The sequence below is a fragment of the uncultured Draconibacterium sp. genome (genome assembly GCF_913060805.1).
Classification (GTDB): Bacteria; Bacteroidota; Bacteroidia; order Bacteroidales; family Prolixibacteraceae; genus Draconibacterium.
This window is the reverse complement of sequence record NZ_CAJXTC010000005.1, coordinates 159,530-184,740: the sequence shown is the minus strand read 5'-3', so window position 1 is coordinate 184,740 and position 25,211 is coordinate 159,530. Positions and strand designations below refer to the sequence as shown.

General features: G+C 42.0%; 16 protein-coding genes. 8 read left to right on the top strand and 8 right to left on the bottom strand.

Annotated elements, in window-relative coordinates:
- Position 1 precedes the first annotated feature (1 nt).
- Positions 2–3,253, bottom strand: a complete 3,252-nt coding sequence (locus QZ576_RS04860) for a TonB-dependent receptor (RefSeq protein ID WP_297094652.1) — start codon at positions 3,251–3,253, stop codon at positions 2–4.
- Between the two features lie 820 nt (positions 3,254–4,073).
- Between QZ576_RS04860 and QZ576_RS04855 the strand changes: the two genes are divergently transcribed.
- The 3 genes from QZ576_RS04855 to QZ576_RS04845 are packed head-to-tail and all read left to right on the top strand — an operon-like array spanning position 4,074 to position 9,848.
- Positions 4,074–6,590, top strand: a complete 2,517-nt coding sequence (locus tag QZ576_RS04855) for a glycoside hydrolase family 9 protein (RefSeq protein WP_297094650.1) — start codon at positions 4,074–4,076, stop codon at positions 6,588–6,590.
- A gap of 44 nt (positions 6,591–6,634) precedes the next feature.
- The gene (locus tag QZ576_RS04850; RefSeq protein WP_297094647.1) at positions 6,635–7,939 is read left to right on the top strand and encodes an AGE family epimerase/isomerase; all 1,305 of its coding nucleotides are present in this window, start codon (positions 6,635–6,637) and stop codon (positions 7,937–7,939) included.
- 28 nt (positions 7,940–7,967) lie between these two features.
- Positions 7,968–9,848 (top strand): hypothetical protein, encoded by a 1,881-nt coding sequence (locus QZ576_RS04845; RefSeq protein WP_297094645.1) that lies wholly within the window; start codon positions 7,968–7,970, stop codon positions 9,846–9,848.
- A gap of 41 nt (positions 9,849–9,889) precedes the next feature.
- Here the strand turns inward: QZ576_RS04845 and QZ576_RS04840 are convergent, their stop codons facing one another.
- From QZ576_RS04840 to QZ576_RS04830, 3 genes are read right to left on the bottom strand one after another with little or no spacing between them, the layout of a single operon-like run.
- Positions 9,890–10,906, bottom strand: coding sequence for a zinc-binding alcohol dehydrogenase family protein (locus QZ576_RS04840; protein ID WP_297094643.1), 1,017 nt, complete (start codon positions 10,904–10,906; stop codon positions 9,890–9,892).
- Between the two features lie 10 nt (positions 10,907–10,916).
- Positions 10,917–11,744 carry an amidohydrolase gene (locus tag QZ576_RS04835; RefSeq protein ID WP_297094641.1) on the bottom strand — a complete coding sequence of 276 codons (828 nt, stop codon included), beginning with the start codon at positions 11,742–11,744 and terminating at the stop codon, positions 10,917–10,919.
- 10 nt (positions 11,745–11,754) lie between these two features.
- Positions 11,755–12,780: an aldo/keto reductase gene (locus QZ576_RS04830; RefSeq protein ID WP_297094639.1), complete on the bottom strand. Its 1,026-nt coding sequence runs from the start codon at positions 12,778–12,780 to the stop codon at positions 11,755–11,757.
- A gap of 289 nt (positions 12,781–13,069) precedes the next feature.
- Here QZ576_RS04830 and QZ576_RS04825 point away from each other — a divergent pair, with 289 nt between their 5' ends.
- Entirely contained in the window at positions 13,070–14,092 is a 1,023-nt protein-coding gene (locus tag QZ576_RS04825) for a LacI family DNA-binding transcriptional regulator (RefSeq protein WP_297094635.1), read from the top strand.
- 593 nt (positions 14,093–14,685) lie between these two features.
- On the opposite strand, the gene QZ576_RS04820 is transcribed toward QZ576_RS04825, so the two are convergent.
- The 4 genes from QZ576_RS04820 to QZ576_RS04805 all read right to left on the bottom strand — a co-directional run bounded on the left by QZ576_RS04820 (position 14,686) and on the right by QZ576_RS04805 (position 20,389).
- Positions 14,686–15,777: an FUSC family protein gene (locus QZ576_RS04820; protein ID WP_297094634.1), complete on the bottom strand. Its 1,092-nt coding sequence runs from the start codon at positions 15,775–15,777 to the stop codon at positions 14,686–14,688.
- 156 nt (positions 15,778–15,933) lie between these two features.
- Positions 15,934–16,260: an L-rhamnose mutarotase gene (gene rhaM, locus QZ576_RS04815; RefSeq protein WP_297094632.1), complete on the bottom strand. Its 327-nt coding sequence runs from the start codon at positions 16,258–16,260 to the stop codon at positions 15,934–15,936.
- A gap of 11 nt (positions 16,261–16,271) precedes the next feature.
- Positions 16,272–17,774, bottom strand: a complete 1,503-nt coding sequence (locus tag QZ576_RS04810) for a rhamnogalacturonan acetylesterase (protein WP_297094630.1) — start codon at positions 17,772–17,774, stop codon at positions 16,272–16,274.
- Positions 17,775–17,788: 14 nt separating this feature from the next.
- Positions 17,789–20,389, bottom strand: coding sequence for a glycoside hydrolase family 88 protein (locus tag QZ576_RS04805; protein WP_297094628.1), 2,601 nt, complete (start codon positions 20,387–20,389; stop codon positions 17,789–17,791).
- Between the two features lie 349 nt (positions 20,390–20,738).
- Between QZ576_RS04805 and QZ576_RS04800 the strand changes: the two genes are divergently transcribed.
- The 4 genes from QZ576_RS04800 (at position 20,739) to QZ576_RS04785 (ending at position 25,208) form a co-directional block, all read left to right on the top strand.
- Entirely contained in the window at positions 20,739–21,749 is a 1,011-nt protein-coding gene (locus QZ576_RS04800) for an aldo/keto reductase (protein WP_297094626.1), read from the top strand.
- A gap of 167 nt (positions 21,750–21,916) precedes the next feature.
- On the top strand, positions 21,917–22,744 hold the full coding sequence (locus QZ576_RS04795; protein WP_297094624.1) for a hypothetical protein: 828 nt from the start codon (positions 21,917–21,919) through the stop codon (positions 22,742–22,744).
- Positions 22,745–22,928: 184 nt separating this feature from the next.
- On the top strand, positions 22,929–23,801 hold the full coding sequence (locus QZ576_RS04790) for an alpha/beta hydrolase (RefSeq protein WP_297094622.1): 873 nt from the start codon (positions 22,929–22,931) through the stop codon (positions 23,799–23,801).
- A 54-nt stretch (positions 23,802–23,855) separates the two neighbouring features.
- Positions 23,856–25,208: a sugar porter family MFS transporter gene (locus tag QZ576_RS04785; protein WP_297094620.1), complete on the top strand. Its 1,353-nt coding sequence runs from the start codon at positions 23,856–23,858 to the stop codon at positions 25,206–25,208.
- Positions 25,209–25,211 lie beyond the last annotated feature (3 nt).

The window sequence follows — 25,211 nt, the reverse complement described above, 5'->3', positions numbered from 1 at the left end:
ATTAAAATTTAATGTTCACACCAAATGTATAGGTACGTGGTGTTGGATATCGGCCGGTATCAAGACCTGTATAGAGCACACTTCCTTGTCCCACTTCTGGATCACCATATTTGTTGTATGACGAAAAAGTAGCCAGGTTTTGAACAGAAGCGTAAACGCGGGCACCAGACATTTTTAGCGATTTGGCAATATTGTTTGGTAGAGTATAGCCAATCTGGATATTATTAATCTTCAGGAAGTCACCTTTCTTAATCCAGGCGTCAGAAGTACGGGTGTTGGCATTAAGGTCGGTAATCGATAAACGCGGATATGTTCCGTCGGTATTGCTTGGCGACCATGCATCAGCTATAACATCGGTTAAAATGTTAGATACACAGTCATCAGATGGTGTCATGGTGGTCAGTTTCATTGCCGAGTATGAAAGAATGTCCTGACCTAATACGCCATACATATAAACCGAGAAGTCCCAGTTTTTATAAGAAGCGTCAAGCATTAAACCGTAGTTCAGTTTTGGGAAACCGTTACCCAAAACGTCCATATCCTCTTCACTGATCTGGCCATCATTGTTAATATCTACATATTTAAAATCGCCAGGCTGAGTTTGAGCTTCTTGGTAGTAATCGTAGCCAGCAGCAACTGCAGCTGCATTTAGCTGGTCAATTTCTGATTGATCAGAGAAAATACCGGCAACTTTGTATCCGTAGAAAGAACCAACAGCATAACCTTCACGGCAAATCGAGTGGTTATCCCAGCTAAGACCGCCACCAACAGCACCTACATTACTGCCATCGTTGGTTGTACCATCATTGGTATTGAAAATATCTGAACCAGATTCAATAACTTCGTTTTTCAACGAAGAACCTGTTAAAGTAGCTCCAACCTGCCAGTCTCTTCCAATTGTTGTATTATAATTAACACTGAATTCGAAACCTTTATTCTGAATTTCACCAAAGTTTGTGTACACAGTTGTAAAACCTGTAGAAGGACGCATAGTTTGGTAAATCAACAGATCTTTTGCGGTACGTTCGAAATAGTCGGCTGTAATATTCAACTTGTTATCATATAAACCTAAATCAAGACCAACGTTTACCTGTTCGTTGGTTTCCCACTTCAGGTTGGTATCGATTACATTTTGCTGAGCAAAACCATTTGCCGCAGAGCTACCCTGACTGCTCGAAGAAATGCCGTAAAAGTGATACAGGTTATTTGCAGAACTTAATTGATCTACTGACAAATCGGTTGCACCACCGGCATTACCTGTACGTCCCCATCCTAAACGCAATTTAAGGTTGCTAACTACCGGCGCGCCATCCATAAAGCTTTCTTCTGAAATACGCCATGCCAATGCTGCTGATGGGAAAGATCCCCAGCGATTACCTGCACCGAAGTTTGAAGAACCGTCGTGACGCATAGTTGCCGTTAAGATATAACGATCCTTTAGACTGTACATTGCCCTTCCATAGTACGATATGTAACGGGTTTGCAAGTTGAAAGCACCACCTGCAGTTTTTGAATCAAGGTCATTGGTTAACCCAATATCGCGAATATTAGATGCAGGGAAATCCCTTGCAGAAACATTTAGCCATTGGCCATAGCTCTTACTTACTGAATTACCAGCCATCAATGTAAGGTTATGAATATCGGTTTTATAATTGTACGTAAAGTAACTTTCAAGAGCCAAATCATTGCCTTGAGAAGCATTCATTGAAAACTGTTCAGTCATATCCACACCATAAAGAGGAATTGATTCTCCATTGTTGTAACGATACCTCAATGGAGTCCAGCTGTAGCCATCGTTAGAAGTGAAGTTATATGAAGCAATCGATCTAAATGACAAACCTTTATAGAGATCAAGATTAATATAAGCACTTGCAAATACACGGTTTGATTTTGAAGGATTGTCCAATTCCATTTGGCGGGCATACGGGTTATCATAACCTTTACCAATTTCGTTGGCAACAGATGTTTGATAAAAAACGCCATAGGTTCCATCGGGGTTAACCACGTTAGGGCTAACATAGGTTCCTTCAGGAATATTATTCTCACCATCAGCAATATAGTCCATTGTTGGCGTGATAAATGCCATATCGCGCAAACTTGAAAGGTTGGTGTTGTTTCCAAGAGCCGAATTACTACCCATTGATTCAGTGTGAACAAAATTTACGTCCCCCCCCACTTCAATAAAATCAGCAACGTTAACTTTAACATTGGCACGCGAAGTTATACGTTCGTAATAGCTATTTACAACAAGACCTTCATTATCCAGATACCCAAGAGACAAGTTGGCCTGAATCTTGTCCGTACCACCTGATGCAGAAAGATTGTATTGCTGCCTAAGAGCCATCTGTGTCATCTCTTTTTGCCAATCAATGGTTTTTCTTTTTCCATCGTACTGTGTATCCCAAATCGATAATACCGGTACTCCTCCATCAGAAGCACGGGCAGTACGAATTGATTCTGCATAGCTATCAGCATCTTGCACATCAAGTGTGTATGGCAAGGTTTGAGCACCAAAATCTGCTGAAAACTCTATTCGTGCAGCACCTTTCGTTCCATGTTTTGTGGTAATCATAATTACACCATTCGCGCCACGTGCACCATAAATAGCCGTTGCGGAAGCATCTTTTAATACTTCAATACTTTCAATATCGGCGGGATTAAGGAAATTTGCATTAGTCCCCACCTGCACTCCGTCAACCACATACAAAGGAGAAGCCGAACCGTTAATGGTAGCAACACCACGAATACGAACTGCAGCATTTGCATCAGGGGCACCATCTTGCGAGGTAACCATTACCCCTGCAGCAGCTCCCTTCAAACCTTGTGCAATGTTTGTTGGTGCTTTTTTCATCATTTCTTCAGTGCTTACTGAAGCAACCGAACCTGAAATGTCGCTCTTTTTAATTGTACCGTAACCAACAACAACAACTTCATCGAGCCCAACCACATCAGCCTCCATTTCAATGTTAAAAGAGGTTTTCGTACCAATTTCAACTTCCTGTGTTTGCATTCCTACAAAGCTAAACACAAGCACTTTTGATCCAAGAGGAACCTCTAGATCAAATTTACCGTCAAAATCTGTTACCGTACCAATAGTAGTTTCTTGTACAGTAACTGAAACTCCCGGAATAGGACTTCCTGTGTCATCAACTACAGTACCCTGTAGATTGACGTTTTGTCCAAAACCCCAAAGTGTCAAGAGCATCATCGGTAGCATCATAAGTGCAACCTGAAATAATTTGCCTTTTTTCATAAATAAATAGTTTTGATTAATAAATTGGAATTAAGTCTAAGATGAAGGTGGTTATTTATACCGGACAAATATCCATAAATTGCGCCACCAACCTCCTAGTTATATTTTCGTTCATTCTGAGCTTTATCTAAGGATCGAATGTTATACACTAATATTTCACCGTGCGTTCAACTAAATCTTTTCTAATAATATTTTAAACTTTGGCGTGTAATGAAATTTTCAGAAAATAGTACTAATCGATTAATGCGAAAAGTTGAAATCGCAGCTTTCATTATACTTCATTAAACACACACAGTTTGCACAATGACAATATAGTCTTCACATTATCCCCCAGACTGAGCAAATCAGGTGCACGATAATATTAACGAATTAAACCTATGTACATAAATGCGCAACAAGAGGGAAACGCAAGTGTAATTTGTATTCTGAGAAAATACAGCTAAGGAAAATAGTTTCTTAAAGTTCATTTTTTTCAAGTTTGAATATAGTTTGATAGTAATTGTCAAAAATACAGTCTGTTGAAAAAATTGACTTTAGTTTTAAGATAATAAACTTTAGTTTTAAGATATCAGCCTGGTACAATGATACTTATTCCATATTTTTTTTTATTAAAAAGAAACTTTATTTAGCGCAATCAACATTTCTTTTCATCCAAACAACAATAAACCATTTTGGCTCTTAGCCAAAAATTTCATCCCTACTTCCAATTTTAACTTTCAAAGCACTTATTGTAATAATTACAATTTTTTATAATTTTGATTTTCAGAAGAATCACAAATTCTTGTACATTTTATTAAACCAATGACCTAAAAGCTGCATTATGAAAAAATTTTCATTCCTTTTCTATTTTTTGGTAGTACTATTTACCAATGACCTCAAAGCCCAGGAATTCAAACTTAACTCATCCGGATATTTTCAAAATCATGGAGTTGATGTCATGGCTTTCGATGATATTTATCCTGAGGGACACCAGGGAGGCGTATCGCTGATTATGCATGGAAACCGCATTGCCACCAACGGCGATATCAGGCTGGAACCCACTCCCGGACAATGGCAGCCGGTGCCGAAACAACACGACCGCGTTACCAACCAGGAGAAAAATACGATTACTGCATATTTGAGTTTTCCCGACTCATCGCGCCACATTACCGGCTTCAACCCTATGGTTTACCCCGATTTGCAAATAAACTACACCGTAAATGTTGAAGGCAAAGGCAGCTCGGTTATCGTTACCGTTGATCTGGAGCAACCCGTTCCGCAAAATTACCTGGGGAAAGTGGGTTTTAATATGGAACTTTTCCCGGGAGCATTATTCGGTAAACCCTGGATTATGGACGATGAAACGGGAATTTTTCCGCAACAACCCAATGGGCCAACCCGTTACGAACCTTCGCATTACAACGATCCGGGCAATTTTAATCCTGATGGAAAAGCCTCTGCCAAACATCTTGCCGGCGAGGGATATAGTCCGATAATTGCCGACGATATTGTTGCCGAGCCGTATGCCCAGGGGCACCGCTTTGTGGTACGCCCCGACGATCCTTACGGGAAATTCAGCATTGAAAGCCAGGGAGCTGCCTTAAAGTTATACGATGGCCGAATGAATCACAACAATGGCTGGTTTGCTGTACGAAGCGAAATTCCCGCAGGAAAAACAAAAGAGGCCATAAAATGGATCATCACACCAAATGTTTTAGAAGACTGGCGATATACGCCGGTTGTTCAAACTTCACAAATTGGCTATCACAGCAATCAACAAAAAACAGCCATTATTGAACTCGATAAACGCACCGAAAAAACAGAGACTCCGACGCTGTTCAAAATTACGGCTTCGGGGGAAGAAGAAGTACTTAGTAAATCGGGCGAAGAATGGGGCCGTTTTTTGCGCTACAACTACCTGAAATTCGATTTTACCGAAATAAATGATCCAGGACTTTACCAGGTGCGTTACGGCAATTCTGCTTCTCCGGTTTTTCGGATTGATAATGCAATTTACGATCGCGGAGTCTGGCAACCGGTATTGGAATATTTTCTCCCGGTTCAGATGTGCCACATGCGGGTAAATGAGAAATACCGTGTTTGGCACGACGACTGCCATATGGATGATGCGCAAATGGCTCCGGTTAATTTTAACCATATTGACGGTTATGTGCAAGGAGCATCCACTTTAACTGATTATTCGCCAGGCGACATTGTTCCCGGATTAAATATTGGAGGCTGGCACGATGCCGGCGACTTCGACCTGCGGGTTGAATCACAGGCTGGCGAAACGTACATTCTGGCACTGGCCTACGAAGCATTTGGAGTGGACTATGATGTCACTTCCATCGATCAACAAAAGCGAATTACAGAAATTCACCAGCCCGATGGGAAAGCCGACATCCTGCAACAAATTGAAAACGGTGCTCTTACTGTTATTGGCGGATACCGCGCCCTTGGCCGTCTTTACCGCGGGATAATTTGTAATAACCTAAGGCAATATGTAATGCTGGGCGACGCAGCGGCAATGACCGACAACGAAGCGGGCAACGACGACGACCGCTGGGTATTTACCGAAGACAATCCATACCGCGAATTAACCACTGCTGCACAGATGGCAGCCACAGCAAGGGTGCTTAAAGGCTTTAACGATACGCTCAGCTCGCAGGCACTTGATTGTGCCAAAACCCTATTTGAGATTACGGATGTAAGCGGACGTTCGAAATCGGCAAAAATACACGCGGCAACCGAACTATTCATTACTACAGGCGATGACGTTTACAAAGATTATCTGCTTTCCGAAACCGAATTTATTACACAAGCTATTGGTTTTGTTGGCTGGTACATCGGCCGTGCCGAGAAAAAGATCAACGATCCGGCTTTTACCCAAGCGATCAGGGAAGCCATGAGCGGGCTAAACGATCAAATAAAACAACAAGGTGCCGAAACTCCTTACGGAATTCCTTATCGTCCGCGTATCTGGGGTGCCGGTTGGGATATCCAGTCATTTGGTTTCAGACAATACTTTTTGCATACCGCCTACCCCGATATTTTTAGCTCAGAGTATATTTACAATGCCTTGAATTTTATTTTGGGTTGTCATCCGGGCTCTAATACTTCTTCGTTTGCCTCGGGAATTGGTGCGCGTTCGGCAACTGTTGGTTATGGTTTAAATCGCGCCGACTGGTCGTACATTCCGGGTGGCGTTGTGTCGGGAACGGCACTTATTCGCCCCGATTTTCCTGAACTGCTTGAATTTCCCTACCTGTGGCAACAGGTTGAATACGTGCTTGGCGGTGGTTCGTCGCATTATATGTTTTTGGCATTGGCTGCTCAACAGCTACTGAAAGAACAATAATGAACATTAGATATATACCTCTACCAGAAAAGCCAGTAATACGAATGACAACAAAATCAGTCATTCGTATTCAGGCAGCGGTGATTAAATTCCTCACCTATCTTACTGGTATTTTATACCTGCAGTTTATTGCTATCGGGTGCTCAACACCTTCTTCTGAAATAAAAACAACCAGTTTGGTTTCGGAAACCACCAATAATCTGACTGAAAATATTCTACCGTTCTGGGAAAACTACACCCCTGACCCTAACGGAGGCTTTTACGGAACCGTGCTTAACGATGGGACTCCCATTCCGGAGGCTCCAAAAGGTTGTGTATTGAATGCGCGAATATTATGGACTTTCTCCAATGCATATATGCACTTTGAAAATGAAGCGTATCTGGAGTTGGCCAACCGTGCGCAGGAATATTTCCTTGCCCATTTTATCGACGAAGAATTTGGCGGCACCTATTGGGTAGTTCAGGCTGATGGCACTCCGCTCGACGACCAAAAACAGTGCTACGGAATAGCTTTTGCCATTTATGGGCTGGGAGCACATTATCAGGCCACGGGTAACCACGAAAGCCTGCAGCAAGCCATTAGCTTATACCACACGCTGGAAGAGAAGGCCTTTGATCCGCTTAACGGCGGCTACATCGAATCATTTACGCGCGACTGGAAAACCCCGAAGCGTTACGGTTATGATGGTACAGGCGTGGCTGCCAAAACCATGAACACACACTTGCATCTGCTTGAAGCTTATTCGCAATTGTACAAAGTCTGGCCCGATTCCGGTTTGAAAAGTCAGCTCAGAGGCCTTGTCGATGTATTTCTGGAGAAAATTATCGACCAAAAGAGATGGCATCAAAATCTGTTTCTAACAAGGGAATGGGAAAACCTGGAGCAGATCGATTCTTACGGGCATGATGTGGAATTGTCGTGGTTGCTAACTGAGGCTACGGAACTGATTCAAGAGGAAACATTGATAAAACAAACAAAGGATATTGCGTTAAAACTCGTGGATACCCAGATGCAGGAAGGCAGAAATCCCGATGGCTCCTTGCTTTACGAACGCCGAAATGGCGAAATTGAAGGTAACCTGAGTTGGTGGCCGCAGGCCGAATCGGTGATCGCCTTTTTTAATGCCTGGCAAATCAGCGGGGATGAAAAATACCTGGATGCCGCGATAACAACGTGGGAATGGATTAAAAACAACCTGGTTGACACCGAATACGGAGGCTGGTACGGTGGGCTTGAATCCGATGAGCAGCCAATTATAGGACAACCAAAAGTAAGTTTATGGAAATGTCCTTACCACAACAGCCGAATGGCATTTGAACTGCTTGTTAGAACCCAAAAACCAAATTAAAAACTTGTTCAACCAATAAAAACCTACAATGAAACGAATTATTATTTTACTTGTACTGGCCTGTATTACTCAACTTTCGCAGGCTGGAAATTACAAAAACTATAAAGTATCTGTGTATGTTCGGGCTTACGAAGTGGAAAAGATGAAAGACCTGAATTGGCTCGACTCTACCTGGACCATAATTTCGAACCAGATAAAAATCGACAAAATTTATCTGGAAACCCATCGCGATTTGCTGATTGTTCCGGATGAGACACTGGAGCAGGCAAAACAATATTTTTTGGACAAGGGTCTGGAAGTTGGAGGAGGAATCACCTACACCATTGATGAATCGAACAATTTTGAAACCTTTTGCTATTCCAATCCGGAACACCGGGAAATTGTACAGCAGATTGCCGAACACACCGCCCGTCATTTTGATGATTTTATTCTCGACGATTTCTTTTTCACCAGCTGTAAATCCGATATCGAAATTGAAGCCAAAGGCGACATGAGCTGGACGGAGTACCGAACAAAGCTAATGACCAAAGCCGGAAAAGAACTGGTTCTGGATCCGGCCAAAAAAGTTAATCCCAATGTAAAAGTGATCATTAAATACCCCAACTGGTACGATCATTTTCAGGGATTGGGATTCGATCTGCAAAACGGGCCACACCTGTTTGATGGAGTGTGGACAGGTACCGAAACGCGCGACCCTTCATCTGCTCAGCATCTGCAAAACTACCTGAGTTATAATATTATTCGCTATTTCGACAACTTACGTCCGGGCTACAACTTTGGTGGATGGGTTGATGCCGGTGGATCGAACATGGGAATGGACCGTTACGCTGAACAACTTTGGTTAACCCTATTTGCCAAAGCGCCCGAAATTATGCTATTTGCCTATAACCAGCTAACCGGCGTGCAACTGCGCCCCGAAATCCACCGGAAACAATGGCAAGGTATGGGCACCAGTTTTGACTACGATGAGATGATGAAACCCGTTCAACTGCCCGATGGGACAACTATTACACCATCCACCTTAGCACGTGTGGCCGGTGTAGCTTTAGAACAAGCAGATGAAGTTGTTGTCCAACTGGGCAAACCAATCGGAATTAAATCATACAAACCTTATCATTCGCTGGGCGACGATTTTCTGCAGAACTACCTCGGAATGATTGGTCTGCCCATGGACATGTATTCCGAATTTCCTGAAGACCAGAAAGTAATACTGCTAACCGAGCAAGCCAAGTACGATAGAGATATTGTAAACAAAATGAAAAAGCAGTTACAGAAAGGCGGCGATATAGTAATTACCAGCGGCTTGCTACAAGCCATACAAAACGATATAGCCGACATTGTTGAATTACGAGCAGGAGACAAGGACGCACTGGTTAACGATTTTGGCTTCTTCGGAAAAGCCGAAAAAGACATTCTGATTACACAGGTGCAGTATCAAACTAACGATGCCTGGGAGATTGTTAGCGCCGGACGTCCGCTGACAAATGGCGTTAGCGGTTATCCAATGCTGCTTAGGGGCCAGTATTCAAAGGGGAACCTGTATGTTATAACAATCCCCAACGATTTTGGTAACCTTTACGATTTGCCCGACGGAGTTTTGAATGTATTTCGCCAGGTATTGAGCAAAGATTTGGGAATGTACATCGAGGGACCGGCCAAAGTAAGCTTGTTTGTATACGACAATAATACATTTATAATTGAGTCGTTTTTGGATGAACCTGTAACCATTCAACTGGTTAGCACGGAAGATATTTCCGCCATCTCCGATATTTCCGAAGGATTTACGATTGAGAAACTGCCCGAAGAAACACCAAGCTTCTTTAGCCGCCGGATGAGAGGGTCTGAAATGACCAGTAAATTCAGGATTACTTTAATGCCGCATTCGTACCGGGTTTTCAAGAAGGATTAAAGTAGTTCTTGGGAAAAATTCGATCGAAGGATGAAAAGATATCAGAGTTTAACCAATATTTTGAGGATCTTGCCAGGATTCACCGACCATTCTTTCATGACCTCAGGAGCATCCTCAAGCTCTACTATCCTTGTAATAAGTAGTTTCTCGTTCAGATCACTTTCTCGCAAAAACTTCATCACTGACTCAAAATCACTTGGATTGGCATTACGCGAGCCCATGATTTCCAATTCCTTTTGTACCCAAAGTTTTGTCGTAAAATCAATATCACTTCCGGCGTAACCAATACAAACCACCCGACCGGCAAAAGACACTTCTTCTATTGCCGCTCTATAAGTAATCGGATTACCGGCTGCTTCTATAACTACCGTTGGTCCGTTGCCCATTGTGATTGTGTCCAGTTCAGCGTGAAGATCCTGATCCTTTGAGTTGATTGTATAAGTTGCGCCCAATTTTTTGGCGATCTCCAGTTTCGAATCATCAATGTCAACTGCAATTACCGTTGCTCCGCGCAATTTGGCTCGAATAATAGCACCACTACCAATCATTCCACATCCCAAAACCATAACGGTATCAATATCAGTAACCTTCCCATTATCTACTGCATGAAAGCCAACAGTCATAGGTTCAACCAAGACCAGTTGAATATCCGACAAAGCCTTGTCGGTTAAAACCTTTTGCCATGGAACAACAATATATTCAGCCATCGCTCCATCACGTTGCACTCCCAATGTTTGGTTGTACTTGCAGGCATTAAAACGTTTCTTTTTACAGGATGTACACTGTCCGCAATTTGTGTAAGGCACAACTGTTACTGCTTGACCAATCTTAAAATTATCCGGTACTTGTGCTCCAATATGTTCTACAACTGCAGAAATCTCATGTCCCGGTATCCGAGGGTATTGCACCAAAGGATTTTTTCCCAGATATGTACTTAGATCGGAGCCGCAAAAGCCCACATATTTTAATCGTAACAATATTTCACCGTTTGCAAGCTGAGGCATTTCGCGCTCAACAACCTGCATCTCCCCTGCTTTTGTTATTTCTATTGCTTTCATCTTTTATACACTAGAGTTGATACACTTCCACGGCATTTTTATAGAAAATCATTTTTTGTTCGTTTTCTGTGAATTGCACAAGCTGCCTCTTAACCAGACTTAGCCAATTAGCATATTCTGTTGCAACCAGGCATACAGGCCAATCTGAACCATACATTAGGCGATTAGGGCCAAAAGCTTCAAATACAACTTCGAAATAAGGTTTTAACTGCTCTTCAGTCCAATTATTAAAATCGGCTTCAGTTACCATTCCACTGATTTTACAGCTCACATTTTCCCGTTTTGCCAATTCCCTGATATTTTTGGCCCATGGTTCCAGCTCATTTGCTTTAATTCGTGGTTTTGCAATATGGTCGAGTACAAACTGCTGATTAGGATGCTGATCGACAAAACGGATTGTATTCGGCAGCTGATGTTCGAGAATAAGAATATCGTAAACCAAACCATAGTTTTTAAGCTGCGAGATTCCCCGGTTAAAATCTTTTCCAATAATAAATTCAGGATCAGATTCGCCCTGAACTACGTGTCGAACGGCTTTCAACTTGTCATTCTTATTGTATTTTTCAAGAAGCTCATTTATATTCTCAGCTACTAATGGAAGCCAGCCAACAATGCCACGCATAAAATCATTTTCAGCGGCTAACTGAAGCAACCAGTCGGTCTCCTCCAAACTTTGACGTGCCTGTACAGTTACCACCGCTTCAACTTCAGTGATTCCCAAAGTTTCTTTGAGGTTTTCCGGAAAATAACTCTGACGAATCTTTGCCATTTCATCATCAATCCAGTCAAATTCAACCGGGTCATAACTCCAATAATGGTGATGTGTATCAATAATCATAATCAGACATTTACAAATATGAATAGTGTTGTTCAATAAGGCCTTCGGCCTTTAACTCGGCCCAAAATTCTGCAGGAAACTCTTTTTCGAGCAGGGCTTTATTATTAGCCATTCGTTTGGGTTTGCTTGGATTAAGAGCCAAGGCTTTAATTTGAGGTGCAGATAAAGCAAACTTCAGGCAAGCATCACCGGGCGTAACATTGTATTTGTCGCAAACAGCAAAAAACTTTTCCCTCCATTTGAACAGCGGCTGGTCTTCAGGATTTTCACGACTCATTATGCGGTAATCGAAATAATCGCCTCCCGTTAAAAATCCGGCATTAAAAACTGCTGAATTGATAATTACAACTCCATCCTCTGCCAGTTGTTTTACGAAATCAATAATCGCCTTCGGATGATGGTAAAGAGTGAATTTATTGGCAAACATCACCCAATCGAATTTTACTTTCTCGTACAATTCCTTTATCACCAACCAGTCTTTCGATCCTATACCAACAGCTTTTACTTCACCTTTGTTCTTTAATTCGAACAAGGCTTGGTATGCACCAAGAATATCTTCCATTCGTTTTTGGCTATCAGTAGCATCTGCGGCAGCTTCGAGATATTCATCCGGATCATGAACCGAAACTAATTCAGGCTTGTATCTGCCCCCCAACAACTCGCAACCTTGTTGCCAGCATTCAATTATACCCTTGTAACTTATTTTTTGAACAGCATCATATTCAAGATTAGCCCATACTCCTGGTTCAAAAGTAGGTTCTTTCGTTTTTAACGGCACCCTGTACCAGCCCAGCTTATTACTAATAGTAATCTGTTCAGGAGGAATACCTAGTTGACAGAGGCCTTTGCCAATTACTTCCAATGCCAAACCAGCACCATATTTCCCGGCACTGTCAATCATCACCTTCCCATCAGTCACCTTGAACCACTCCTTTATCAATGAAAGTTTTTCGTCCCAGGTTAATTCACGATACAAATTTCCCAGAAAACTTGTTCCATATATTAATGGCGGATATTTCAGACTACTATTTCCCAAATTTTCTATGTTTTATATATGCTTACAATTAAAATAAACCGAAGGTCTTCTTAAATAATTAGATATTGAATGCGGTCGTTTACTCTTTTATTATTCAATATCTTACGATCCATTCTTTCGCAAATTTTAATTAAACATTGCAGTAAAACAAGTGGTTAGAATCCAATATATTAACGCAAACCTTTGCGCAAAGCTTTGCATGAAAAATAAAATGTTGTATAACAGATTCTACTTTCAATCAGTTTTCCAAGAATTCACTGAAAAACCTAATTTTGTATTTTATTAAGTTATGGCAACTCGACGCGTTTCACTTAAAGATTTGGCTCAGGAATTGAATATTTCTATTTCTACGGTTTCGCGAGCCTTAAAGGACCATCCTGATATCAGCTTGGAAGTAAGGATGAAAGTAAAACAGTTGGCTGAGGAACGAAATTATAGTCCCAACCCGCTTGCAATGGGTCTACTGCGCCAGCAAACCAAAATGATTGGAGTGATTGTTCCCGATATTAATACTCACTTCTATTCATCCATTATATCCGGAATTGAAAGGATAGTAAATGAAAACGGCTATTTTATTCTTATTGCTTCATCCAATGAATCTATGCAGAAGGAAAAAGAAGCTGTGGAAAACTTTCTAAAATCCCGTGTTGAAGGCCTGATTGTTTGTTTGAGCCAGGAAACCAATGAATTCTCCCATTTTGAAAAACTAGTTAAAAACGAAATCCCCCTTGTATTCTTCGATCGTATTTGCGATTCGATTGATGCTCCGGCAGTAATTGCCGACGGAAAAGTTGCTGCAGAAAAAATTACAAAACACTTTTATGCCAACGGCTGTCGCCGGATCGCTTATATTTCTGGACCAGATCATCTTAACATTTCCAAAAATAGAAAACAGGGGTATTTTAATGGGCTTAAAAAGTGTGGATTACCAGTTGATTCGGAACTCGTAGTTCAGTGCAACATGAGCATAGAGGCAGCCAAATCGGCTACCCAAAAACTGTTACAGCTAGAGCATAAACCTGATGCTATTTTTGGCATCAATGATATTGTTGCCTTATCTGCGATGATTGAGATTAAAAGGCAAGGATTACGGATACCTGAAGACATATCATTAGCAGGCTTTACTGATGAATTTCACTCTATCGTTGTTGATCCGCCCTTAACTTCCGTAAGCCATCCAACAGTCCAAATGGGAGAAGAAGCTGCAACGTTGTTTTTCAAATCAATAAAGCAGGAGCTAAATACAAGCGAAAAGATAATACTCCCTATTGAACTAATTGAGCGAGAATCTTCGAGGGAAAAAGTATTATAATCTGAGAGCAATTCAATTAAACATATTTATTTCCATGAAATTTGGTATATTAATCGATATTTGAATTATTAAACACAAATAATTATAGAGTTACTCAACAGGGACCATTAGAAAAAGAAGACGAATATAGTCACTGATAATTAGCGCATTACAAAATAAACGTTAGACCTTCACTGGCATACCAAGTCAGTCAAATCAAATCTATTCACAACCCTCTTAATCAGGATCAATTGCGTATCCGAAAAGTATATAACAATTCAAAACATTGATGCTAAAATTTTAAGGGACTATATAGAGAACACTTTGCTTTTACTACCAATTTTATCTATTTTTATGTCAGTAAAGAGAAGTTCTTTAAATGTGAACTAAACGGTGACCCGTAAAAAAACGATTAAAGTAAATCACTGATATAAAGGCATTAATGGGACTAGGTTCGAATCCTGGTATCCCGACCACTTAAAATCAAGGAGTTAAACGAAAGTTTAGCTCCTTTTTTATTTTATGGGTATAAAATATGTACAACAATTCTCCCATCGCTTCATATATGAGAAAATCACAAAGTTCTTGAAGGCAAGCTTGGGGTATAGAAAATTCTAATTGTCTTTATTCTCCAAACCGCCACTAATCTTCTTCAAACCGCTTATGGTAGCATAGCGTATCTTTTCTTTATGAAGAACCCAACCGCCAACAGCACCGATGGCACTACCGATAACAATTTCCTGAAAACGTAATACTATTAGCACATTGGGCGTGTCGATAATTGGGCTGGCAGCTTCCGATAAAAATATGGCCAAGGGAGTGATAAATATTACTGCAATGGCATAGTTTCTGACCACCAGTAATTCTACGATTAATTGCAGAAGAATGATAAAAATACAAAGTACAATAATCGAGTGGGTAACACTCAGCAATGCCCAACAAAGCCCCAACCCTAAAAACGTTCCCAGGATTCTATGAAATGTTCTTTGCCAGATATGATAACGTGATGCCCCTTGCATTACAGCTGCGCACGACACAGGAATCCAGTACGGATTGTCCATTTCAAATAAGTAACCACAAGCTAAGGACACAGCCATAAAAACACCCATTATAATGGCTTCCCAGAAGTCGGCGTACGTATTCTTTGTAAATATTGATTGAGGTTTGGGATAGACCTCCCAATTTACCTTGGTTGATAAGTAAACCAAATGGCCTAAAGCTAAAAAACTCGAGAACATCAGCCCAAGGCTTATCAAACCTATTTTTGTTGGTATTGCGGCAAGGTTAAACGGCTGACAAATGGAAATAGCTGCAATAAAAATGAAAAAGAAACTTCGGGGAGGTGCTGTTTTGTAATACAGAATAACCCAGTGGATCGTCATGGCGTAAATACCGAATGCAATAACCGAAACAATATGATTAAAACTGAAAAACTGCCCCACAGCAAACGACACCATAAAACCAAAAGAACTGATTAAAAGTGTCGATATTTTATTGGTTAAACTACCGGTGTCGGGCAGATAAAGTATTACCATACCGCTTAAACTGGCAATCAGCCCCGCACCAATATTATCGAAATACAGCCCAATTACCAATGGCGCACCTACACATATTGCAGTCAATAGGGCGAATTGCCATTTTCGGTTCGTATCCTTTAGCGTCACTAGCTGTTTTAATTCGGCCTGAATATTATTCTTCCAACTCATACTTCGTCTTTTGTTGGTGCCAATTACATCGAAAAAATGTATGAAAGCACGCAGCAGCCCACAAATTTACGACAATTCTTCCCTATTAGTAAAATATGACATTGTATGAAAGGAGTCGTTGAAAAAACTTAATCTAATAATTCTGAACGAAAGAATTCACTCATTATCAAAACCTAAATAAAAAACTTCCTCCAATGGAATTGAAACAGGAGAATTGTCGGCGTTCGTTTTCATGATATCCTGCATATACGCCCACCACTTTTTCACAATTTCCGTTTGCCCCAAATCCTGAGAACAGCATTTACCTCCAGTTTTCTGAAAGGCAAACAGTGTATTGGTCTCTTCATCCAGAAAAATGGAATACTCACTTATTCCTGCGTTTTTTAGCAGCTGTTTAAGCTCGGGCCAAATTTCATCGTGGCGTTTTTTGTATTCAGCTTTCCGGCCCTCGTTAAGATACATTTTGAATGCTAAACGTTTCATTCTAATATCTTTTAATTCCAGTTTAAATATCTTCTCAGCGAACAGGAGCGAAGTTTACCGATTTCCTCAGCCAGTGTGTTTGCATTGAATTTCGCTCCGGCAGCATTGGTATGCGTATGATCTCCGGAAAAGAAATCACTCACCATTGCCGGCCCCATTTTTTCGTATTTTTCAGCAATACGATTATTCAGATCGATAAAAAAGGCATCGTTTTGTTCGGCTGACTCCCTGGCCCACAGACCGTAACTATCGTTTACACGCTCTACTTTACCGTCATTCCAAATGTTGCGCGGAATCATTGAAAGCACAATTACCGAAACGTCCTTCTCCTTTGCTTCGGTGATGTATTTTTTCATGTACCAGCCATAAGTATGTACCGTTTCCGGGATGGAATCGTTGCGAAGAATGTCGCGGGTCTCCTCTCCCATTCCTTGCAGCGATCCCCTGTATTTCGGTTGATCGATATGCCCTCCGTCGTTATGTCCGAATTGAATCAGCAAGAAATCGCCGGCACTGAGTTGCCCGAGCACTTCATCCCAAAGTCCTTCGTAAATAAAGGTGCGGGAACTTCTGCCACCGCGTGCTTTATTTATCACTTCAATCCGGCTGGTATCCATAAAAGCCCACAATTCGCGCCCCCACCCCACAATGCTGTCGTTGCCGTTAGCCACCGTTGAATCGCCGATAATAAATACTTTCTTTTTAACCGGAAAATTGATTTTAGGATCTGTCAGCAGATAATTCTTTAGCGGACATTTTTCGAGTTCTTCCAGTCCTTCCACAATTAATGAGGACGCCAACACAGCCCCTTTTGCCGAAGTATGTGTATGATCGCGGCTAAAAAACAATTTGTCGGTCACATTCTCCTCTCCACGTTTTTCCATCTCCGAAGCCATTTTTTCATTTAAATCAATAAAAAAAGCGCCTTCTTCCTCAGCCACAGTTTTTGCCCAGCCTCCATACGAATTTTTGTTTCGCGGTACCTGACCATTCTCCCAATCGTTTCGCGGAATGGGTGACATCACCACCGGAATGGCTCCCTTTTCCTTCGCCTCACGAATGTATTGCCGCAGGTACCAACCGTACGAATGCACAATTTCGTGTTTTCCGGTAAGCAGATTATCGATCTCTTCGGTTTCGTCGCCCACGCCTTTAATCGTTCCGCGAGCACGAATGGTGTCGTTAACAGGCCCGGCATCGTTGTGCCCAAATTGCATGAGCACAAAATCGCCCGGTTTTAACTTATCCAGAACAGGCTGCCACAATCCTTTGTCGCGATAAGTGCGGCTGCTGGTTCCGCCAAGTGCATGATTTTCAACACTCACCCGGCTCGTATCGAAATACTGAACCAGCGGATCGCCCCAGCCCCAAAGACCGTTTGCACCATCTCCCTGTCCGTTTTTAACGGTTGAATCTCCAATGGTGTAGATCACTGGTTTACGTGCTTTGTCGTTTAAGTTTCCGCATGCAAAAGCGAAACTTATTACCAATAGTATTGTCGCTAATTTTTTCATTTCTCGCGTCATTTTTAATTACCATCAGGTTTAGCCAGCTCCATAGCCGGACTATCCGGCCAAAAGAAATCATTGAAAGAATCCGGTTTCGACGGATCAAAATTCCCGAAATCATCAACAATGTACTTTGCCAAATCCATATCCTGATCCAAAATTCCCTGAACTACACATTTTGCGAGTTCGTAAGCGCCATAAGGATTAAAATGCGTATTGTCGGCAAGCGGTTTATCCTGGTTCGGAAAGGTGTTGACCGGGTAATGCACAAAGGCCTTTTTGGAATTTTCCACACCCAGCGCTTCGTAAAACACTTTGCTCATTGCATTCAAATCAATTAGCGGAATATTCTGTTCTTTTGTCAGTTGTCGCATGGCATTCGGATATTCTTCCAGAGTATTTTCGATTTGCCCTTCATCATTAAACTTCCGGCGGTTTGTTGAGGTTACCAGCACCGGTTTTCCGCCGCGCTTTTTCGATTCATTGATAAAATACTGTAATTCATCCTGATACGTCGTATACGGTTCAACGTGGCTGCTCCCCGGCTTTTGATCGTTGTGTGCAAACTCCATAAACAAGTAGTCGCCAGGCTTCATTACACTCAGGATTTTTTTTAAGCGGTTTTCGGCTCTGAAAGCTTTCAAGGTCTCCCCCGATTCGGCAAAGTTGGCCACAACGATCTCCGGTTTCAGAAACCTCGGAAACATTTGCCCCCACGATGCCCAGGGCTCGTACTCCTGATCGGTAACGGTAGAATTCCCGGCTAGAAAAATTACCGGATATTCATTCGCTCGTTCAATTTCAATGGAACGTAGCGATGAGTTTTCGCCGTTAAACTCAAGACTCAAACTTTTGTCCCAGTTTTTGTAGGGCAACTCCCGAGATTTTAGCCGGATACTTTCGGTGGCATTAATTCGCGGAGAACGCACATCAACAAGGAAAGTTTTGGTAACCATCTCGCCTTTTTCAACTTGAATATTTTCCAGCATCAAACGGCGCGATTCGGCTTTTACGGTAACCGCCGATTTTTTAACTGAACTGCCCAATACCGCAGTAACTTTGTAGCGGCCTTCAGATAAATCCAGCTGAAAAAAGAACGGTGCTTCCGATTGTACTCCATCATTTGTGGCTTCGTCACCACCTTTTTCATAAAATGATTTAACCACTCCTGAAGGAATAATTCCACAAGTTGATTCTTCGGTATAGAGCGTCTCGTCTGTAATTTGTTGGAATCCCTCTTTTACTTTTCCGCTGCCAAAATCAAATTTCCATACCTGAGCTTTACTTTCTTTATACAACATTGTTGCACTGTCGTTAATGCGGATGTCATGCGATTTCAACAACTCGATCATTTCCGCTCCGGCCAACAGAACCGGGCCATAACCGTGCGCAGCAAATACATTCACCGGCCGGTAATAATAAAATGCCGGATCGAACCCCATTCCCGTTCCTACGCAGGTTCCTTCAACCTGTCCGAGCTCATTTACCTTGCTGGCAACCGCATTCCACGCCAAACAAACCATTGGTCCGTAAACTTTGGCATCTACATATTCGCGGTTGATCGCGCGGGCAATTGAATACGTGTAAATGGCAGTAGCCGAAGTCTCCAGATACGTATCGTTCCGGTCGATCAGCTGGTGCCAAGAACCGGTTCCATGCTGATAGTTGGCCAAACCACGAATGTGACGTTGCAGCACATCCAGCACCTGATCGCGTCGCGGATAATCAGCCGGCAATACCTCAAGCAGTTCCACCATTGCCATTACCGCCCAGCCGTTGGCACGCGCCCAATGAAACTGCGGATGCTCTTCCATTTCCTGAATCCAGCCATGCATAAAAAGGCCTTTTTCGTAATTGAACATGCGTTTCGAAAACAACAGCACCTGGTCGATAGCATCGTCGAAATATTTCGGATCGCCGCTGTAACTTCCCATTTGAGCCAGTGCCGGAACACTCATAAACAGATCGTCGAGCCAAACAGAATTGGCTTGTGGCCGGTTACGCGCCAGGGTTTTATCTTTTAAACGAAATTGTTTATTGCTGATGTAATCGGTATAAATATTAATGATCCAGTCCAGATTTTCCACATTATCAGTTTTTGAAGCTTTTATCATGGCAGCGCAAATCGCGCCACAATCATCCAAAGCATGCGGATGTAACGAGCGGATCAACTGAATTTCCACATCGGGATTTTTCTTCTCAAAACCAGAAAAAGCTTCCAGTGCTTTTGCCAGGAATTGCAACCTTTCAGTAGTATACGCTGCATATTTATCATCACCGGTATTCTTTGTTGCCAGTAACATCCCGGCATAAGTAACTCCCCACTCGTAACTGTTCAAGCGGAAATCACCCGGTTTCATTATGCTGTTTTCATCAACTTTCGACAAATCGTTGATCGTTGCTCCGGAAACTTTATCAACCATTTCGGCCGGAGTGACCCGATCGAGATAATCGTAAATCCGTGTTAATACCTGTTCTACGTCCTGAATTTCAGGGGCTCCGTAAGCATGAGGATAATCGGGTTGCATCAGGTGAAGCGGCGTTGTAACATCGTTAACTTGCGCTGTTCCGGCAAATGCAACGCTAAATAAAAGAATGGCAATAATGAATTTACGAATCATAACTGGTTTTAAATGTCAAGTAAAAAATGAACCTAGTTTACTATTAGTATAGACCTACTAATGCCTTCGGGTACCTATTATTTTAAAGCAAATCCTTCTAATTGCCCAATAAAATAGTTCTATAGCATTAATCGCAAGGATAATTTTATTCGATATCGCCACGCTGAAAAGTCAATTCCAAAGGAATCCGACCTATTCCTTGCAAAAAAGACGATAAAGTATTAAATTACACATATAGAGTTAATTACTGCAAATACTTTATCCATGCAAATCTTTTCTTCCGAAATTTTAATTGAAAGAATGGTACGACAGTGCCATCAACATCAACTAACGTAAAAATACAATTATCATGAAGTACAATTTATTAGGAAACACAGGATTATACGTATCAGAACTTTGTTTGGGCACCATGACATTTGGCGGCCGCGGCATGTGGACTGCCATTGGAACGCTGCCGCAGGACCAGGTGAACAGCCTTGTAAAACAATCGGTTGACGGCGGAATAAACTTTATCGACACGGCCAATATCTATAGCGAAGGATTGAGCGAACAAATGACCGGGCAGGCTATCCGCGACCTTGGATTAAAACGCGACAACCTGGTGATTGCCACAAAAGTGCGCGGACAAATGGGTGAAGGACCAAATGAGGTTGGGCTGAGTAAAAAGCACATTCTGCAGCAGGCCGATGAAAGTCTGGAACGTTTGAAAATGGATTATATCGATTTGTACCAGATTCATGGATTTGACAGACTTACACCTTTGGAAGAAACGCTTGAAGCACTCGATTCGCTGGTTAAAAGCGGAAAAGTAAGGTACATCGGCTGTAGCAACCTGGCTGCCTGGCAACTGATGAAAGCGTTGGGCATTTCGGCACAGCAACACCTGAGCAAATTTGTATCGTTGCAAGCTTATTACACCATCGCCGGGCGCGATTTGGAACGCGAACTGGTTCCGCTGCTTCTCGACCAAAAAGTGGGGCTAATGGTTTGGAGTCCGCTAGCCGGCGGATTGTTAAGTGGCAAATACAGTCGCGATGCCGAAACCAAAGAAGGCCGAAGAGTGAATTTCGACTTTCCACCTGTGAACAAAGAAAAAGCTTTCGACATTGTGGATGTTATGCGAAAAATTGCCGATAACAAAGGCGTTACTGTGGCACAGATCGCATTGTCGTGGTTGCTGCATCAACCGGCTGTTTCGTCGGTAATTATTGGCGCCAACAAACCCGCGCAGCTTGCCGATAACTTAAGCTCGGTAGATGTAAAACTGGAAGCTGAAGAACTCGCACAACTGGACGAAGTAAGTAAACTGCCTCCGGAATATCCGGGCTGGATGATCGAACGCCAGGGCAGCGGCAGATAAACTTTTTCAAATAAGCCACAACCAAACAATATAATCGCCTGGATATCTGGACTCCGTCAAAAGAACGACATCTTGTAATTCAGGCGATTATTTCGTAACTTCTATAGTCTTTTCGTAATCCGGTTTCTTTGTGATAGCCAGTTATTTATTAACCAAAATTTACTATCATGAAGAAGTTATGTTTACTTTTCCGGAAATCCATGTCGTATCTGTTCGTTGTATGCATGGTTGTATGTTTTCTGCCAAAACCTGCTGTAGCACAGCAAAATTCGAACCTTTTTATCGTTGTTGACCTCATGAAAGTTAAACCCGGCAATGATGTTAAGTATCTTGAACTTGAGCAGAATGTATTCAAACCCATTCATCAGGAGCGGATAAACCAGGGAATTATTGTTGCTTGGTTTTTGTACCAGGTAGTATATGTTGGCGACAACGATCCTTACAATTATGTAACCGTAAATGTTTATGCCGATCCGACCAAACTTGAAACTCCGTACGCCGGAATTGATTTCAACAAAATACTTCCCGGAAAGGATTTAAACCTGATAATGGAAGAAACGGTAAAAGCACGAACAATAGTGCAGGAACAATTGATGAGAAGGGTGAACTTTGCTTACCCCGAAGGTGGCGAAAATCTTGGTCCGCATAAATACATCGTTGTAAATTATATGAAAACCAAACCCGGAGGAAATTACGTGCAATTAGAAAATCAAATAGGACAACCTACTGCGGCCGAATTAGTAAAAAGTGGCGCCTGGTCGGGATGGACCTTCTGGTCGAATGTTTACCCATCGGGAACCAATATGGCAGCAGATTATGTTACCGTTGATTACTATTCTGACTTTACGAAAGTCGGATCTTTCAATTACATGGAAGCCTTTCAAAAAGCACATCCGGATAAAGAATGGGCAGAAACGATGCAGGGATTCAGTAACTCAAGAGATATGATTCGTACCGAATTATGGAAATTACTGGATGCCGCAATTGCAGAATAACGCAATAATATTCCGAATAATAAAAAGAGGATTTCACGGTCCTCTTTTTTTGTTTCTACACCAAATCATGAATTTGAATTATTCCGAAAAGACCATCATTTGAATTGAAATTATTATCTTGTTACAATCGAAACCTAACGGATAAGAAACTATACTACACTAACTTATAACTAAACTTTACAAGATGAAAAACAGATTATTCATTTTCACCATTCTCCTTCCTGCACTTTTTGTAATCATAAGTTGCGGGGATGAAACACCCGGCACAGCTACATCAAGCGATGGAGTTACAATAGCTTTCGACAGTCAGGGAAAAGGAAAACCCGCCATTATTTTTGTTCACGGATGGACAAATCCCCGAACGATTTGGGACGACCAAATGAAACAGTTTTCGGCAAAATACCAGGCTGTAGCACTTGATCTCGCAGGCTCAGGCGAATCGGGCAATAACCGCTCGGAATGGACCATGAATGCATTTTCGAACGACGTAATTGCCGTAATCGATAAACTAAAACTGGATGAAGTGGTACTGGTTGGTTTTTCGATGGGAGCTGCGGTTGTTGTTGAAACAGCAAACCAAATTCCCGAAAAAGTAAAAGGAGTTGTAATTGTCGATAATATGCAGAATCCTGAAGGCAAACTACCTCCGCAAATGATTCCGGTTGTCGATAGCATGATGATGGATCTTTTGAACAACATGAGTAACGAAAAGCTGGTTGCCATGGGATTCTACAAAACAAATCAGGAAGCCAATTACGAACGGGTACTTCGTCTTTACCCGGAAGACGTTTCTCAAATTGGATGGCAGGAAGCACTTCTCGGAAACATGAAATGGATGAATGAAGATTGTATAAAATCGCTTCAGCAATTGCAGGTTCCGCTTCACGCAATTAATTCGGATATGGAACCAACTGAAGTTGAGATTTTCAAAAAGTATGTACCCGGGTTTAAAGCTAAAATCATTACCGGTGTTGGGCATCTCGTTTTTTGGGAAAAACCTGACGAATTCCAGCGCTTATTAGACGAAAGCATTCAGGAATTTATGAAACAGGAATAACCGTCGCATTTTGCCTTTTCTGTTACCCAATTTTCAAATCTAAATACCGTTTTAATGAAACAACAAAATGTTACAACAGTCGCCCTAATTATTGCTTTAGGCGGTTTTTTGTTTGGTTACGACATTGCCATGATGTCGGGAACAACATCGCAACTGGAAGAGTTATTCCATCTCAACAGTTTTTGGCTGGGATTCACAGTTGCAGTTGCCATAATCGGAACCATAATCGGCACCCTGATTATTGGCAAACCTGCCGAAAAATACGGTCGTAAAAAATCGTTACTCCTTTTGTCGGGCTTATTTGCACTTACCACTTTGGGCGCTGCATTTGCCATTAACTGGGCCATGTTGCTTTTGTTCCGCTTTTTAACCGGAATATTGCTGGGATGCATTTCGGTGGTAACGCCAATGTTTATTGCCGAAATTTCGCCGGCTAAAAAACGCGGTCGGCTGGTGCTGTTAAATCAGTTGTTTGTTGTTATCTCGCTGTTTCTTGCTTTTGTAGTGAATTACTTGTTGGCGAAATCTATCGGAAACGGTTCATGGCGCTGGATGATCGGCGTGGAAGCCATTCCCGCCGCATCGTTTTTCCTGTTGTTGAACCTGGTTCCGGAAAGTCCGCGCTGGTTGGTTAACCAAAATCGCAGCGATGAAGCATTAACGGTATTTACCCGTATAAAAGCCAATAATCCTGAAGAAGAAGTTCGTATTGTTCAGCAAGCCGTAGAACAGGAAGAAAAGCTGGAACACGGAAAACTATTTGTAAAGGAAAACCGGTTCCCGATTACCATTGCCATTTTAATGGCCGCTTTTAACCAACTGGCCGGAATTAATGCGATAATGATTTATGCGCCCCGTGTTTTCGAAATGGCAGGATTTGAAAGCAACGTTTCGCTGCTGCAATCCATTTCGGTTGGTGCCACGAATTTAGTATTCACGATAGTCGCTTTAACCCTTATCGACCGTTACGGAAGGCGGTCTCTTTTAATGGCCGGTTCTGTCGGAATGGTATTCTTTCTGGGCATGCTCTCCAAATCGTTTTTTACTGAAAATTATAGCGACCTTGGCGGTTACGGCGTAATGATCTACCTGATGGGATTTATTGCCTTCTTTGCCTTTTCGCAGGGAGCCGTTTTATGGGTAGTAATTTCCGAGATCTTTCCCAACAAAGTACGCTCGAAAGGTCAGGCACTGGGAAGCTTTACGCACTGGATTTTGGCGGCGGCTTTAATTTGGGGATTTCCGGTAGTTGCCAATATGCCCGGAATTGGAGGAGGTATATCTTTTGCCTTTTTCGCGGCAATGATGGTGATCCACTTTTTCTTTGCGTGGAAACTGGTTCCCGAAACAAAAGGAAAATCGCTGGAAGAAATTCAGGCTGAAATTAAAAAAAGAAGTACAAAATAATAC